The organism is Bradyrhizobium sp. Leo114 (assembly GCF_055229415.2).
The window spans coordinates 40,859-55,141 of record NZ_JBUYEN020000006.1; the positions used below are offsets into that span (position 1 = coordinate 40,859).

At 60.8% G+C, this 14,283-nt stretch carries 16 protein-coding genes; 5 read left to right on the top strand and 11 right to left on the bottom strand.

Annotated features, from left to right (window positions below; all coding sequences use genetic code 11):
- Window positions 1–83 precede the first annotated feature (83 nt).
- The 7 genes from ACZIRK_RS09175 to ACZIRK_RS09205 are packed head-to-tail and all read right to left on the bottom strand — an operon-like array spanning window position 84 to window position 6,606.
- A complete protein-coding gene (locus ACZIRK_RS09175; RefSeq protein WP_463327195.1) occupies window positions 84–1,292 on the bottom strand; it encodes a phosphopentomutase in 1,209 nt (402 codons plus the stop codon).
- Window positions 1,280–2,239 (bottom strand): glycoside hydrolase 5 family protein, encoded by a 960-nt coding sequence (locus ACZIRK_RS09180; RefSeq protein WP_463327196.1) that lies wholly within the window; start codon window positions 2,237–2,239, stop codon window positions 1,280–1,282. Before ACZIRK_RS09180 ends, ACZIRK_RS09175 begins: the two co-directional genes overlap by 13 nt.
- The gene (locus tag ACZIRK_RS09185; RefSeq protein ID WP_463327197.1) at window positions 2,236–3,003 is read right to left on the bottom strand and encodes a TIGR04290 family methyltransferase; all 768 of its coding nucleotides are present in this window, start codon (window positions 3,001–3,003) and stop codon (window positions 2,236–2,238) included. Before ACZIRK_RS09185 ends, ACZIRK_RS09180 begins: the two co-directional genes overlap by 4 nt.
- On the bottom strand, window positions 3,000–3,809 hold the full coding sequence (locus ACZIRK_RS09190; protein ID WP_456641240.1) for a nucleotidyltransferase family protein: 810 nt from the start codon (window positions 3,807–3,809) through the stop codon (window positions 3,000–3,002). The genes ACZIRK_RS09185 and ACZIRK_RS09190 overlap by 4 nt, the downstream gene beginning before the upstream one ends.
- A gap of 1 nt (window position 3,810) precedes the next feature.
- Window positions 3,811–4,914 (bottom strand): CgeB family protein, encoded by a 1,104-nt coding sequence (locus ACZIRK_RS09195; protein ID WP_456641239.1) that lies wholly within the window; start codon window positions 4,912–4,914, stop codon window positions 3,811–3,813.
- Window positions 4,911–5,507, bottom strand: a complete 597-nt coding sequence (locus tag ACZIRK_RS09200) for a histidine phosphatase family protein (protein WP_456641238.1) — start codon at window positions 5,505–5,507, stop codon at window positions 4,911–4,913. The genes ACZIRK_RS09195 and ACZIRK_RS09200 overlap by 4 nt, the downstream gene beginning before the upstream one ends.
- 4 nt (window positions 5,508–5,511) lie before the next feature.
- Complete coding sequence (locus ACZIRK_RS09205; RefSeq protein WP_463327198.1) at window positions 5,512–6,606, bottom strand: inositol-3-phosphate synthase; 1,095 nt, start codon at window positions 6,604–6,606, stop codon at window positions 5,512–5,514.
- A 336-nt stretch (window positions 6,607–6,942) separates the two neighbouring features.
- Between ACZIRK_RS09205 and ACZIRK_RS09210 the strand changes: the two genes are divergently transcribed.
- Both ACZIRK_RS09210 and ACZIRK_RS09215 read left to right on the top strand, forming a co-directional pair.
- On the top strand, window positions 6,943–7,251 hold the full coding sequence (locus tag ACZIRK_RS09210; RefSeq protein ID WP_130222668.1) for a hypothetical protein: 309 nt from the start codon (window positions 6,943–6,945) through the stop codon (window positions 7,249–7,251).
- Between the two features lie 77 nt (window positions 7,252–7,328).
- Window positions 7,329–8,252: a glycosyltransferase family protein gene (locus tag ACZIRK_RS09215; protein ID WP_130222669.1), complete on the top strand. Its 924-nt coding sequence runs from the start codon at window positions 7,329–7,331 to the stop codon at window positions 8,250–8,252.
- On the opposite strand, the gene ACZIRK_RS09220 is transcribed toward ACZIRK_RS09215, so the two are convergent.
- Window positions 8,249–9,145 (bottom strand): Crp/Fnr family transcriptional regulator, encoded by an 897-nt coding sequence (locus ACZIRK_RS09220; protein ID WP_245474487.1) that lies wholly within the window; start codon window positions 9,143–9,145, stop codon window positions 8,249–8,251. The two genes, ACZIRK_RS09215 and ACZIRK_RS09220, sit on opposite strands and share 4 nt — an antisense overlap.
- A 789-nt stretch (window positions 9,146–9,934) precedes the next feature.
- Here ACZIRK_RS09220 and ACZIRK_RS09225 point away from each other — a divergent pair.
- Both ACZIRK_RS09225 and ACZIRK_RS09230 read left to right on the top strand, forming a co-directional pair.
- Window positions 9,935–10,312 carry an NUDIX hydrolase gene (locus ACZIRK_RS09225; RefSeq protein ID WP_130222670.1) on the top strand — a complete coding sequence of 126 codons (378 nt, stop codon included), beginning with the start codon at window positions 9,935–9,937 and terminating at the stop codon, window positions 10,310–10,312.
- A gap of 291 nt (window positions 10,313–10,603) precedes the next feature.
- Entirely contained in the window at window positions 10,604–11,332 is a 729-nt protein-coding gene (locus ACZIRK_RS09230; protein ID WP_130222671.1) for a Crp/Fnr family transcriptional regulator, read from the top strand.
- Here the strand turns inward: ACZIRK_RS09230 and ACZIRK_RS09235 are convergent.
- Window positions 11,329–11,661: a DUF6894 family protein gene (locus tag ACZIRK_RS09235; protein WP_463327199.1), complete on the bottom strand. Its 333-nt coding sequence runs from the start codon at window positions 11,659–11,661 to the stop codon at window positions 11,329–11,331. The two genes, ACZIRK_RS09230 and ACZIRK_RS09235, sit on opposite strands and share 4 nt — an antisense overlap.
- A gap of 263 nt (window positions 11,662–11,924) precedes the next feature.
- Here ACZIRK_RS09235 and ACZIRK_RS09240 point away from each other — a divergent pair, with 263 nt between their 5' ends.
- Complete coding sequence (locus ACZIRK_RS09240) at window positions 11,925–12,842, top strand: c-type cytochrome (RefSeq protein ID WP_463327200.1); 918 nt, start codon at window positions 11,925–11,927, stop codon at window positions 12,840–12,842.
- Window positions 12,843–12,856: 14 nt separating this feature from the next.
- Here the strand turns inward: ACZIRK_RS09240 and ACZIRK_RS09245 are convergent, their stop codons facing one another.
- On the bottom strand, window positions 12,857–13,264 hold the full coding sequence (locus tag ACZIRK_RS09245; protein ID WP_463327201.1) for a c-type cytochrome: 408 nt from the start codon (window positions 13,262–13,264) through the stop codon (window positions 12,857–12,859).
- Entirely contained in the window at window positions 13,248–14,141 is an 894-nt protein-coding gene (locus ACZIRK_RS09250; protein WP_130222818.1) for a cytochrome c oxidase assembly protein, read from the bottom strand. The genes ACZIRK_RS09245 and ACZIRK_RS09250 overlap by 17 nt, the downstream gene beginning before the upstream one ends.
- Window positions 14,142–14,283: the final 142 nt, after the last annotated feature.

The window sequence follows — 14,283 nt, forward strand, 5'->3', positions numbered from 1 at the left end:
GAATGTTCGTTCCTCAAAAATGTACAAACAATGTTTTCTCTAACTTCGATCAATAACATGAGTGAAAATCGTGGGCGGATTGCTCAAAACGGAAGGCCATGCCGAAGCGGAGCTAGCCCGAGATGCGCCGCGACCGTTGCGCCGATATCGGAAAAGCCAACGCGCTTGCCGATCGGTGATCTTTGGGTGCTGCTGCGGAGCAGGATAGGCACCTGTTCGCGCGTGTGATCGGTGCCGCTCCAGGTTGGATCGCAGCCATGGTCCGCGGTGATCACGAGCAGGTCGTCGCTCTTCAGCCGCGCCGTCAGCTCGGGCAGCCGGGCATCGAATGCCTCGAGCGCCGCCGCGTAGCCGGCGACATCGCGTCGGTGCCCGTAGACGGTGTCGAAATCGACAAAATTGGCAAACAGAAGCCCGCCGTCCGCAAGGCTGTTCAAGCTGTCCAACGTGCAAGAGAACAGCGCGTCGTTGTTGTCGCCGCGTTTATTCCGGCCGGTGCCGCGGTGGGCAAAGATGTCGTCGATCTTGCCGATCGAGACGATATCACGGCCATCTGCTACACAGGCATCGAGAAGGGTCGGTTCGGGTGGGGGAACCGAGAAATCCCGCCGATGCGGCGTTCGCCTGAAGTCGCCTTTCGACGTGCCGACAAAGGGGCGCGCGATCACGCGGCCGATGTTCAGGGGATCGAGCAGCCGACGCGCAATCGCGCACACCTCGTAGAGCCGCCGGAGTCCAAAGGGTCCTTCATGGGCTGCGATCTGGAAGACGCTGTCGCCGGAAGTGTAGCAGATCGCTTCGCCGGTCTGCATGTGCTGCACGCCGAGCGAATCGATGATCTCGGTCCCGGAGGCGTGTCGGTTTCCAATGATGCCGGGCAGGGCCGCTTCCTCGCACAGACGTTCGACGAGATCTGAAGGAAAGCAGGGGATGGTCCTTGGGAAATATCCCCAGTCGAACGGCACCGGTACGCCGGCGATCTCCCAGTGGCCGGAGGGCGTGTCCTTGCCCTTGGACAGTTCGCTGGCGCAGCCAAACTGCCGAGGCGAAGCGTCGATGCCATCGAGCCCAGGCGGCACACGGCCGGTCGCAAGACGGCATGCCTCCCCGAGCCCGAGATCGACGAGGTTGGGTATGCGAAGGGGGCCTTCGCGTCGGTCGTTATCGGCGTGACCAAGTGCACAGGCGTGTGCGATATGGCCGACCGTATCGGCTCCTTCGTCTCCGTAAAGGCTCGCATCCGGAGCGGCACCGATCCCGGCGGAGTCCATCACGAGGATCAGGGCCCGCATGTCTGCTCTCTTGCTTCGATGAGTGCCGGAGAAGCCATGAGCCCTGTCTTGAGCCCCGTCTTGGCCGCATAGCGCTCGACCATTCCAGCGCAGAAGTCGGCAAATTCGTTTGGGTCAAGTGGCGGGCTCGTATGGTGCGGGGCGATGCCGCGGTGTTCCGGCGTGAAGCAGAAGGTAAGGGTGACGTCAAACTCTGCTAGCGCGTCCATCTGGCGATCGAACCAGTCAGTCGCGTTGGGCCGAAAGCTGTCAGCCCAGGACAGGCCGGTCCGCAGATGCCTGACGCCGAGCCGGCGCATCCAGCGCACCGCGTCATGGAGGCGATGATCGTCGAAGTGAAACCATTGGCATAGTCCCATCGCATGCGAATAGTCGGCGAATAGCTCCAGTCCCGCCTTCGGCGTGCCGTCCTCGCGCAGCAGCCCCATGTGGAAATGCCGGTAATAAGAAGAGCCTTCGGCTTCCCTGTGCCGCGTCGTCGCCTCCCAGGTGGAGGGCAGATCGTAGAGGCTGTACCAGTGGATCCGCGGCGCGCGGCCGATCAGTAGTTCCGCGGTGCGCTTGAGCCCCCAGGCTTGCACCTCCTCGGCTCCAAACGAGGAGACGCCGACTTCCGTCACCCACACTGGCAGCGAGACGATTGCCTTGATTTCCGCAAGCTTATTCGGCCATTCGTCGATCTGCCACAGGTTCCAGTCAAGCGGAAAGCCGTGTACGGCGACCGCCTCGAAATGCTCAAGTACGCCGCGCGTCTGCATGTTGCGCATAAAGGAGGGGTCTATCGGCGAAATGCCGCCGAGCACCCGCGGCAGTACCGGATGAACGGCGCGGATCGCCTTACCCGCAGCGACAGCGAGCTCGGCGAACTTCACCCAGTCTGGATCGATCAGGATATCCCAATGCGACTTGTTATTCGGCTCGTTCCAGATCTTCGCCGCTTCAATCATCGGATTGCGCCCTGCGATGGATAGACTGGACCCTCGTCCTGGGGCCGTGTCGCCCTCCGGCAGAAATAGACCTCATCTTCGGGATGGGCTACAATGACGAACCCGGCGCTGCGCAGCATCGCCTCGACGCAAGCGCGGTTCGGCACCCACCAATTGGTTGGATCATCAGCGTAGTTGTTCTCGATGAAGTGCAATTTCGGATACCCCGAACGATCGAACTGGTCCGCTGTCCAGAAATCGTAGTTCTTGTCGACGGGATCGATGCGATTGTCGCCGCGCAGCATCGATTGGAACAGCATAAGATCCTTAGCGACATGCTCATGGATCAGATCCAGCGCGAGCAGCGGATGGCGAAGGTGATAGAGCACGCCCATGAAAATCACGAGGTCGAATCTCTCCCGGAGCAGGCCGACGTCATAGGCAGATAGTTGGCGAAACTCGATCTTGAGCCCATTCACTTCCGCGGCAAACCGGGCTTGCGCCAGATATTCCTCGTCGGTATCGAGCCCGAGCACGCGATCGGCGCCGCGTCGCTTCATCTCCATGGCATAGAAGCCGGCGTTACAGCCGATATCGAGTACGGTTTTTCCTTCGAGGTTTTCCGGTATGACGCGGGAGAACCGTCGCCATTTCACAGCGGGGTAATCGCCGAGGAAATGCGCCGGCGCCGTGCTGATGCCCCTTAGGTCAAGGTTATGAAACCACGGGCCAAGCGCGTCGACGCGGCGCCGGATTTCCTCTTGAGAGAGCGTGTCGCTGGTCATAAGACCCCTTCACTGTTCGCGTTTACGTATGATCGAACGGCATCGTTCGGTGAACCGGCCGATAGTTTCGATCGGCCGTCGCCCCCGTCGCCGTTTGCCAGCAATGCCATCGCGGCGCGGTAGCCGTTCACAGTGCCGACATCGACATAGGACTCTCCCGATTTAACGCCGATGCCGTGCCCGCCGGCATCGAGGTAGGCGTTCACCAGTGTCCCAAAATATTCGTCGCGGCAGCTCCGCTGCTTCCAGAGCAGCCGAAGATCGCGAAATCCGGTAGCTGACATCTTGAATGCACCCCAGATCCAGTTCGAAGTCGCGTCGGCTTGCTTGACCTGAATCTGCCGTACGTTGTCGCCGTCGAGCACCACCGCGTCGAAGAATTCGGGACATTCGACGGGGAACAGCAGGAAGGACAGATCGACATCCGGCAGCGTCTTCAGCGCCCCTTTCGGAAACCACACGGTGTCGGGCAGCCCGACCATGACACTGTCATGATGTCCGATGACGGTGCTCGCCCTGAACACCGCGTCGCAAAGTCCCGAAGCTTCCGGCTGCACGACATAGGCGAGCTGAGCGGTGTCGTAATGGTCGCCGAAATATTCAAGGATGTCGGATTTGCCGGGGGAGATGACGAAGCAGATCTTGTCGGCCCCGCCGAGGATCAGGCGCTCGATGAGATATTCGGAGACGGCGCAGGGGCGGTCGGCGCCGTTGTCGCGCCGGCTCCCGACCGGCAGCAACTCCTTCGAAAACGCCAGTGGCTGAATGCGACTGCCGCGGCCGGCGGCCGGAACGATGCCCCACATCTCAGATCTCCTCGGCTTCCGTTTGGCGTGCGCCTCGGCGCCCCGTTTGCTCCAGTAGCGCAATGAGTTCGCTGGCGCGTTTCCCGGAGCTATGCTGGTCCAACGCCCGCTCGCGTGCGCGCTTGGCGATACGCAGGAGTTCCGCGTCGTCCGCCTCGAGCGCGGCAAGAGTGTCGCGTTCATCATGCGCTATCAGGATTTCCTCGCCTGGAGCGAAGAATGCCTCGAAACCGTCCCAGCTATCGCTGAGCAGAGGTACGCCACACGCCGCCGCTTCGAACAAGCGGCCTGACGGACACCAGCCCATTTCAGCCATTGCGCGGCGCGTGATGTTGAGCGTCAGCCGAGACGAGGCAAAGAACGGCGCGTGCTCGGACGGCGGTAGGTGCCGAACGAAATAGATGTTGGGGGACCATGGAAAACTGTCCGGATATTGCGCGCCGCCAATCAGGAATCGAAGGTCCTGCCTTGCGCGCGCCGGTTCGACGAACAGGGTTTCTAGCGCGAGCTGGCGATCTTCCGAATAGGTCCCGAGATAGGAGAGCGCGGCGCGATAATGCGGTTGCGGCGGCACTGGCCGATGCACGTCGGCGTCGACGTGCCCATAGAGCGGTTGTACATTGCGCGCGCCTAGCTTGTGGCGGAACTCCTCCAATACACGGGGGCCGCCCGTGAAGCTCAGGACAAGGTCAAATCTACCGAGATCACCCCGACCGATATAAGGTACCGCCTCTCCGGCCTGCAGCTTGGAGAGCGTGACGGGCGTATCGAGATCATAGAACACCGAAATGGCGTGGCTCTGATCCAGGATCAGCTCGGTCGCCGAGATGGCATCGGGGCAATAGGAGGTGACGATCGCCGCATCGGCGCAAAGGATATGGTCACGCGCCTTGGCGCGGATATCGTCCCACGCTGAGAACAGCTCCAGGCGCCCGCCCGGCAACTCGAACATGTCTCTTGCGCCGGCATAATAAGGGACATCGCGCTCGAAGAACACGATCGTGTGGCCGGATCGCACAAGATGCTTGCAAAGGCCACGCCACAGCGTGGCATGGCCATTGCCCCAGGACGATGAGATCGTCAGACCGAAAATCACGATCTTCACGCCGGCACCCGTTGATTGATTTGCGCGATGCGGATCCCCGCCTTGTCGACGACCAGAGTGCTGACGCTGGCAGGATCGACCTCGATCGAGAGAAAGTTGTCGAGCGGAGTTCCCGAATAATGCAGCAGTGCGGCGCGGATCGGTTCGGCGTGGCTGACGATGACGACCGTGCCCTCGGTCCGGTCGCGACCGAGCTGTTCCACATGCTCGACGACCCGCTGCTGCAGGATATGCATGCTTTCGCCGTTTGGCGGACAGCTTGCGCCTCGTTCCTCATTCCACCGCGCCCAGGCCGGATCGTTTTTGAGCGCCGCGAATGGCCGACCGGTCCAGTCGCCACAGTCGATCTCGTCGACCGCCGGTACGATCTCGACCGGCAGGCGGAAACGCCAGGCTAGAATGGCCGCTGATTGTCGCGCGCGCGGCTGCGGGCTCGCCTGAACCGCGGAAGGGGCGTGCCGGATCAGCTCGGCGCAGCACGCCATCTGCCGACAGCCGAAGTCATCGAGCTCAACGCCGGCCATCCGGCCACAAAGCATTTGCCCGAGCAGCGCATGATGACCGTGGCGAACAAGGTGAATGGTCTGCACCATTGGCTCACGCCTTGTCATCGATGAAAGTACGCGTCTGGCGGCGTGCTTCCTCGTCGGTGAACTGGCAGGGGGGAGATTTCATGAAATAGCTCGACGGACCGGTCAGTGCTCCCGAGAGGCCGCGGTCCATTGCGAGTTTGACGCAGCGGACGGCGTCGATCACAACTCCAGCGGAGTTGGGCGAGTCCCAGACTTCAAGCTTGACCTCGGCGGTCAACGGAACTCCGCCAAAAGTCGTGCCTTCCAGGCGGATAAAAGCGAGCTTGCGATCCGTGAGCCAGGGAACATGATCGCTTGGCCCCACATGCACATTGTCGGCATCCATTGGCACCTCGAACTGGCTGGTGACCGCCTGTGTCTTCGAGATCTTCTTCGAGGTCAGGCGTTCCCGCTCGAGCATGTTCTTGAAATCAGTATTGCCGCCGACGTTAAGCTGATAGGTGCGATCCAGCCGCACGCCGCGTTCCCGGAACAGGTTGGCCAGCACGCGATGTAGGATCGTGGCGCCGACCTGGCTCTTGATGTCGTCACCAATGATCGGCAGACCCGCTTCCTCGAAGCGGCGCTGCCAGATGCTGTCGGAGGCGATGAAGACGGGAATGCAGTTGACGAAACCGCAGCCGGCATCGATCGCGCGCTCTGCGTACCACTCGCTCGCCGCTTGCGAGCCGACCGGCAGATAGGAGACCAGAACATCCGTGCGCGATCTCGCGAGAACGTCGGCGACATCGGCCTCAGGCGTGTCGGCGATCGGAATATCATCTTCCAGGTAGCGGCCGACGCCGTCGAGCACGGGACCGCGCTGCACGACAACGCCGGTTCTTGCAACATCCGAAAAGCGGTGCGTGTTGTTTGGCATTGCCAGGATGGCGTCTGACACATCGCGTCCGACTTTGTTAGCGTTGACATCGAAGGCTGAAGAAATCTCGATATCGCTGACGTGATAGCCGCCGACATCTGCGTTCATCAGTCCGGGGACCGGCTCGTTCGACTTGGCATGCCGATAGTAGTTCAGACCCTGGACGAAGGAACTTGCGCAATTTCCAACTCCCACGAGACCGACGCGAACGCGCCGCCTGTCTTGAAGACGTGAATGCATGGATCGCGATCCTCCGGGGAGCAAGCCGCTACGCGGTGCGGACGTAAGCAGGTCGGCGAACGTGTGAAAGGTATGTTCGTTCCTGCCGCAAAGCTGTCGGTGCGACACGAGCACGGTTTCGGTCAAACAAAATCGAGAAAGCTTAACCCAGATTAGGATCGCGCAGGAACGAAGCGTATCCTGGATGAAGATGAAGAAGATGATCCTGAGACATCGTCCGCGATGAGCCGCAGTCGCGTACTCGGAAGAACCAATCCGCGATCGGAGAGTTCATGACGAACAGCCTGATGCGGAAGCTGGCCCTGTCCGCCAAGTTCGACAAATGAGGAGCTGCCAATGACTGCAAGCCATACCAGGACGGCGGAAGGAAAAGCGCATACGACCACAGATCACGAGGTGATCCGGGACTGGGCGGAAGAGCGAGGTGGCCATCCGGCGACGGTCAAGGCGACCGAAGAGGACGGGCACGCCGGCATCTTGCGCATCGATTTCGCCCCTAAGGATGAGGGGCTCGACGAGATCAGCTGGGACGAGTTCTTCCGCAAGTTCGACGAGTCCGAACTGGCGTTCCTGTACCAGGACGAGACCAGCGACGGCAAGCCGAGCCGGTTTCATAAATTCGTGCGGCGCTCCTCCGCCGGATGAGTTCTGCATCCGCAGCGTCAATTGATCCGGCCGGTTCATTGCCCGCGGACGTGGCGCAAGGCAGCTGGATCGAGGCGATGCGGGCGGCCGATTTCAAACGTGCCTGGGCGATCAACGATCGCGACCTGGCGCGCTTCTGTCAGATCTGGCCCGAGAAGCATACGGGGCCGCGCCATCTGCAACGGATCTGGCGCGGCGAGCCGCTGTGCGGCAAGCGGGTGCTGGTTCGCTGCTACCACGGTCTCGGCGATACCATCCAGTTCGTTCGCTTCATGCCGGCGCTTCGCGCCGTTGCGCGTGAAGTGACACTCTGGTGCCAGCCCGAGCTGCTGGCACTGTTGGAGCGCATGGACGGCGTCGACCGCGCCATGCCGCTCAATGATGGAGCGCCCGATGCCGAGTTTGACGTCGACATCGAGATCATGGAAGTGCCCCATGCCATCAGGGCTGAATATGGCTCGATCGCGATGCGGAGGCCCTATCTGACGTCGGATGGCCGTGATAGCCGAGCGATATCCCGGACCGGCGACCGACTGGCGGTTGGCTTGGTCTGGGAAGTTGGCGAGTGGGACAAGCGGCGTGCGATCCCAGCCACCTTGCTACAGCGTCTCAATGGGAACGACGTGAACCTCTATTCGCTGCAGCAAGGTCCGGCGGCCGCGCAGGCCGCGGGCATCGGTGCAGTGGACATCAGTACACCGGATATCGGCATGCTTGGCCGAACGATCGAGCAATTGGACCTGGTCGTCTGCGTCGACACCATGATTGCTCACCTCGCGGGGGCGCTTGGCTGCGACGCCTGGGTGCTACTGCACCGCGATTGCGACTGGCGATGGCCTGCCTTCGGCAAAAAGACGTTCTGGTATCCGAGCCTGCGGTTGTTTCACCAGTCGGCTCCCGGAGAATGGTCCGGCGTCATCGAAGAGGTCGGGCTCGCGCTCGCCGATCTGGCAAGCGCGAAGGAACGAAACCGGCCGTACTTGGCCAATCCCCGAGCTTAGGTCATTAACGTGTCGGCCCCGAAGCGGTCCATGGCAACGGTCGGTGCCGACTGCTGCTCGATGCTGTCGTAGTCGCGTAGCCGTAGATAATCCGGATCGAAGCTGGCAAGACGAACGAGGCCGTTCCAGTCAGTGACCGTGATCGTCTTGGAATGCCATTGCAGGAGATTGCTTCGGCGCAATTCTTGAACGATCCGGTTGGCATGAACGGCGGAAATGCCGCAGGCTGTGGCCAGATCCGATTGCGTGAAGGGCGAAGGAATTCGGAAGTCTTTTGCCAGACCGACCGCGCGGAGGCGGATTGTGATCTCGCAAAGCAGGTGCGCGACCCGCGTCAGTGCGTCACGGCTGCCCAGATTGACGATCCAATGCCGCAAACAAGAGGCATCAGTGAGCAGCAGACGCAGCAGCGCCCGCGACAGCGACGATGATAGCGCAGATATCTCTCGAAAATACCTGTGAGACACGGATGCGACAACGGCCGGGCCAAGCGTGAGCAGCTCGCGATCGACCCGGCCGTCATAGATGGTGTGAAGGTCAGGTACGTCACCGGGCACGTAGATCGACGTGATCTGGCCATCGGGGCTCTCGAGATCCCGCCAGCAAAGATAGCCTTGCAGAAGCAGATGGCAGTGGTCGGGCTGACAGTCCCTGTGGACCAGATGATGGCGGGGTCCAAGATGGCTAATGCTGCTCGGCATTCTCGCGAGCAAGTCGAGATCATCGGGTGACAGTTCGACAATGCTCGCAAGGCGGTCGACTAATTTCGAAAATGAAAATCCGGTTTGCATATGACTACCGCGTTCCGCACCGGCTCGTGGCTGACTGGATAACCTGTGATGCCCGAAGGTGAACAACGAGTCCGTTGCAAAGCGACTCGTGATGAAGATCAAAGTTCCTATTTTCCATCGAGACCAACGACATCGGACGCGCCGCGCCCTTCGCTGATCAGCCCAGGTGGCACATCTTCGCGCCTAAGGGGTATTTACATAGTTGAATGTACCTTGCCGCCTCGGCGAATGGTTTCGCTATAGGCAGGTCAAGCGCAGGCGCAATCGCGCAAAACAGATTACTTGCGCCGAACTGCCGAATGGCGGCGACCACACCAGCCGGAAATATATCGCCGAGCAGCTTATCCAGGCTGCGCGGCGGCAAGACGACGCTCGGAGCGCTAACGTACCGCAGACGAGGTCATGAAACAGGCAGCCCAGATGCCCGCCAGAAGCGGGACGAGCTGCTGAAAAGAGCACGCCGGGCCGACACGCGGCCTACATCGATGAGTGGGCTTCGTCCCGGGACTCCAGCCGCCTCAATAGGGATTTAGAGCCACCTCCACTCCAAGCTCTGAAGAGCCTCCGCCGCGCCGCGGGGGCTTTTTTCTTCAGCAAAAGCTGTGGAATGCGGCTCGATCGCGGGATCAATGTTTCATCACCCAACAAATGATAATGCGTGGCTTAGCGGAGCAGGCCAAGTTGCTCGGTCTGGTCTTACCCAAGGCTAGGCACACGAGGGCGCCGTGTTGGGGCCTCAGCTCCTGAGCTGGGGCCTTTCGCGCCCGATTGTCGAGGTTGTCGACGCCGTCGCTCGCAAAGCCTCGCGCTCTCGTCTTTGCTTGTTCCCTCCAGGGTAGCGTTCCCGCTAGAATTGATTGACGGTTCGCAGCAGGAGCGGGATAGCTGGGAATGGCGAAGTCATCCAAACTTGTTGCGACCAGGCGCGGCCGCGTTCTCCTGGTCAGGCGTCGGTCCGATGGTTTGTGGATGTTTCCCGGTGGGCGTAAGCGGCCGCGCGAAACCGAAAGAGGATGCCTGCGCCGGGAGATCAAGGAGGAGCTTCCGGGCCTCAAAGTCGGCAGATTGCGGCTCTGGAAAGAACTGAAGGCCAAGAACAAGCGGTCTGGCCGGAGGATGAGCGACGCAATCTTTATTGCCAAGAACGCGAAAGGCAAGCTGACGATCGGCGACAAGAAGGAAATCGATCGAGTGGCGTGGCTCAAGCCGGGAGCCGCCCGCTTGACGCCGACCTCGCGCTATGTTCGCGACATACTTTTTCCGAAGTAGATCGAATAGTCGGGCGAGTTGCTCAATCCCATGGCATCTTTGGACCGATACCTGCGGCCAAATCCTTCCGGGCCCCATTCGGAACCTTCGGATTCCAACTCATGTTAAGATTGATGTGCAGTTCCCCGGAGCTCGCGATTGAAAGGACGATGATAAGTTAAAGACTCGCTTTCATAACCAGCGTTAGTCGGGGATCGGCCGGGACCGCCGCCGCGGCAGCTGCGCTCAGGCACCGCCCAGAGATAGGTTTGGCGTGCACCCGGTTTGACATTCTTCTCGCTGGACAGATTGATGATGGCACCAGTAGCGACCGCGCTCCTCACGAAGTTGACAGCCTCCAACGTGTTGGATGGGGAGGACATCCAGGCGATTCAGAGATTGCCGATTCGCTTCCGTGAGCTTGATGCTCGTCAGATCATCGTCGCCGATGGCGAGCGCCCGGCAGAATGCTGCCTGCTCGCTGAAGGTTTTACGTTTCGCTCGAAAACGACTTTCGACGGGCTACGGCAGATCCTGTCATTGCATGTTCCCGGTGAGATTCCCGATCTCCAGAGCCTCCACCTCAAGGTCATGGACCATGATCTCGTAACGCTCACGCCTTGTGAGCTCGGCTTCATTCCGCATGATGCTTTGAGGCAATTGAACCGAGAGCGCCCGAACGTGGCATCGGCGCTTTGGCGGGAAACATTGATCGACGCGGCAATCTTCCGGGAATGGATCGTCAACGTCGGGCGCAGATCGGCTACTGCCAGAATGGCGCACTTCTTTATTGAGCTTTTCCGGCGCCTCGAGGCTGTAGGCCGGACCCGAGACGGAGGATTTGAGCTTCCGATTACGCAGGTAGAGCTGGCCGATTGCCTCGGAATCTCGACCGTGCATGTCAACCGGGTGCTTCAGGATCTGCGGAAAGAGGGGCTTCTCACTGTCAACCGGGCCAATTTCCATCTCCTAGAGCGGAAGAAATTGGAGCAGCTCGCTGGGTTCGACCCAACCTATCTGCATCAACACCCCGATCTTTAACTTGGATCAAGATCAGTCCTGCGCGCGGATACATGGATCTGAAAGATCGACCTGTCTTCGCGCTTGACTTCAACGGACCAGACGTTCGCGCCATCGAGATCCAAATTCACCTCGATATCCCGCACGGTCCTCAGCGCTTCTTGCCAAGCGGCATTGTCGTCCGGCAGCTCTTCGCCTGATGTGTCTTTGAATGGATGACCATTCGAAATATGAAAGAAGTAGTGCGGCATGACGAGAGCGTGAACGCGCATATGGACCTGCCGTTCCCTTTCTTCCGGTGAGGCGTACAGGTCCAGGCCTGAACTGCGACCATCGTGCAGCGCCGCCAAGGGGCGGCGGCCCTCGCACGTCAATCAGGCGACCGGCGGCCAAGTTTTCCCGAACCAGGAGATCGACGAAATCAATCGACAGGAGGTTCGCAACATCGGGCGCTTCGACGAAACCCGAAGTTCCTATTTACCCCTACATCCAATTTACCCCCTACAACGGGCTATCACTTCGGTGCCGCCATAGTGGCAGATCGAGACGCCAGGGAACGGCGAGGAAATCGGGCGCGTTAGTGCAGCCGGGAAGACAATCATGTAAGGGTTAGATGCGCGCGCGCATATGGTTTAGCGCAGGAATTGCGACCGCAGTGGTTCTCGCTGTTGGCGCCTGGTTGATCACCGCGCCACAGCCTTTCGCTTCCGCGGACCTTGCCCGTTTTCAGGAGAAAACTGGGGATGCCGTCCGCGGTAAGATGGTTTTTGCTGCAGGCGATTGCGCCTCGTGCCACGCATCCCCGGGTCAGGCTGATCGACTGCACCTGGGCGGAGGACTCGCTCTCGCCTCGCCCTATGGGACGTTTCGTGTGCCCAACATCTCAATGGATCCGGTGGACGGCATCGGCAATTGGCAAACAAAGGACTTGGCTGACGCGCTGCTCAACGGCGTTTCCCCGGGCGGAACGCACTATTATCCAGTATTTCCCTATACCAGCTTTACGCATATGCACCCGCAAGATGTCGCGGACCTGATGGCGTATCTGCGGACGTTGCCTGCGGTCAAAGGGCGGCCGCCTCCGCACGAGCTGGTCTCGCTGTTTAGCGTTCGCCGCTTCATCGGATTCTGGAAAATTCTTTATTTCAGGCCTGGCCCGCTCGCGCCTGATCCTGCTCGCGACGAGAAATGGAATCGGGGCCGATATCTCGTGGAAGCACTCGCACATTGTGCCGAGTGCCACTCTTCGCGCGACATGTTCGGCGGCATCAAGGCAGAGACACGCTATGCCGGCGGTCAGGATCCGGAGGGGGCGGGTTATTACCCGAACATCACGCCAAAAGGCCTCGACCAGTGGCCGGAACAGGATCTGATCGAGATGCTCCGAACCGGGAAAACGCCTGGCCATGGCCGCGTCGGGTCGTCGATGGCCGATGTCGTCACCAACACAGCGATGTTGCCCGAGAACGATCGCGAGGCGATCGCGTTCTACATCAAATCGCTGCCGGCACGGCCGACGCCGACCCCATGACTCTATTCCTCATGTTACCGGGCGTAGAGATAGGCGGCGACATCGCCCGCCTCAGCCTCGGTGATTCCGGTGGCCGGCATCGCCGTGCGCGGCGAAAAGGCCTGCGGCGCCACGATCCACCGAACCAGGTTGTCGGGCGAGTTCGCCGCGACGCCGGCAATGTAAACACGGCCGCGCAGACCGGCGAGCGGCGTGCCGACCTGGCCGTCGGCGCCGGCAACACCCGGGATCGTGTGGCATCCCGTGCAGCCGTAACGGCGCATGATCTCCGGCGCGTGCGAAAGATCGCCACCGGTCATCGCACGGGCAACCCTCTCCGTCTGATGTTGGGAGTTCCACGCAAGCTGCGCCGCGATAGCTGCAGCGACGCAGATTGCTGTAAGTACGAGTACCCACACGCGAGGTCTAGGGAGCGACGACATCGGCTTGTCCTGCAGTCTTTCCCGCTCCCTTGATCCAGATCGCGATCAGCGCCAGCGCGGCGCCAGCGTAGATCGTGCCTGCCGGCACCCACATGATAATCCCGGCGAGTTGCTGATCCTCCAGCGGCGTCAGGCCCCAAGCCGCGGACGCGGCCGTCTGCTGCTGATAGAGCACGCGCGGTGCCAGCGCCATCAGCGCGCCGAGCAAGCTAGTGTGCAGCATGGTAACGAACACGTGCCAGGCCGCCGCGCCTGTCTCGCTGCGGCGAAATACTGACCACCAGAACAACACCGCCGTCACAAAGAAGCTGAGATGCTGTAGTCGATGCAGCAGCAGGTTGTCGACCGCGGCGTCGAACAGCACCGGGGCATGCCATGCCCAGATCGCAACGCCATGCAGCAAGGTGGCGTTGCGTCCAGCGCTCAGCCAGTTCCATGTCGTACGGGTGACTGGATGCCGCATCAGGCGACCCATATTCAGACGTGTCCGTCGCGGCAGCGACCACAACAATGTCCCAACCGGCCGGGCGATGGCAATCAGCGGTGCCGCCACGGCCATGATGATCTCGTGCTCCACCATGTGAAACGTGAAAAGACGTTCGCCGAGCCAGTGCAGCGGAGAAACCAGGGCGGCAGCAAGGGAAAGCCAGCCGACGAGGCAGGCGATATCGCGCCAGTTCCGGGCGCCGCCGTTCCATCCTCGCCGCTGCGACAGCGTAAGCGCACCAATGGCGTACATTCCGCCGAATGCGAGAAGAGGGACAATGATCCAACAGTCGAAGGTCCAGCTCGCGCCGTCGAGAGACTGCTCGACGCCATGGGCATCCGCCGGGGTTGCCAACAGCAATATGAGCAGGGAAGAGGCTATCTTTCGCATCCGGTCAGCACCGTCGAAGCAATGCCCTGTATAAGCAGGGCAAAAGTGAAGACAAGTGCGGCAAGGCTGCTGAGCACGCCGACAAAGGAAGCCGTCTCGTCGGATGCCGCAGTCTGCGCAGATGCTGGTCTCGCTGATCGCC

Coding starts and splice junctions, on each gene's coding strand:
- ACZIRK_RS09175 (WP_463327195.1), bottom strand. CDS start 1,292: ATGCGGGCCCTGATCCTCGTGATGGACTCCGCCGGGATCGGTGCCGCT.
- ACZIRK_RS09180 (WP_463327196.1), bottom strand. CDS start 2,239: ATGATTGAAGCGGCGAAGATCTGGAACGAGCCGAATAACAAGTCGCAT.
- ACZIRK_RS09185 (WP_463327197.1), bottom strand. CDS start 3,003: ATGACCAGCGACACGCTCTCTCAAGAGGAAATCCGGCGCCGCGTCGAC.
- ACZIRK_RS09190 (WP_456641240.1), bottom strand. CDS start 3,809: ATGTGGGGCATCGTTCCGGCCGCCGGCCGCGGCAGTCGCATTCAGCCA.
- ACZIRK_RS09200 (WP_456641238.1), bottom strand. CDS start 5,507: ATGGTGCAGACCATTCACCTTGTTCGCCACGGTCATCATGCGCTGCTC.
- ACZIRK_RS09205 (WP_463327198.1), bottom strand. CDS start 6,606: ATGCATTCACGTCTTCAAGACAGGCGGCGCGTTCGCGTCGGTCTCGTG.
- ACZIRK_RS09210 (WP_130222668.1), top strand. CDS start 6,943: ATGACTGCAAGCCATACCAGGACGGCGGAAGGAAAAGCGCATACGACC.
- ACZIRK_RS09215 (WP_130222669.1), top strand. CDS start 7,329: ATGCGGGCGGCCGATTTCAAACGTGCCTGGGCGATCAACGATCGCGAC.
- ACZIRK_RS09225 (WP_130222670.1), top strand. CDS start 9,935: ATGGCGAAGTCATCCAAACTTGTTGCGACCAGGCGCGGCCGCGTTCTC.
- ACZIRK_RS09230 (WP_130222671.1), top strand. CDS start 10,604: ATGATGGCACCAGTAGCGACCGCGCTCCTCACGAAGTTGACAGCCTCC.
- ACZIRK_RS09240 (WP_463327200.1), top strand. CDS start 11,925: ATGCGCGCGCGCATATGGTTTAGCGCAGGAATTGCGACCGCAGTGGTT.
- ACZIRK_RS09245 (WP_463327201.1), bottom strand. CDS start 13,264: ATGTCGTCGCTCCCTAGACCTCGCGTGTGGGTACTCGTACTTACAGCA.
- ACZIRK_RS09250 (WP_130222818.1), bottom strand. CDS start 14,141: ATGCGAAAGATAGCCTCTTCCCTGCTCATATTGCTGTTGGCAACCCCG.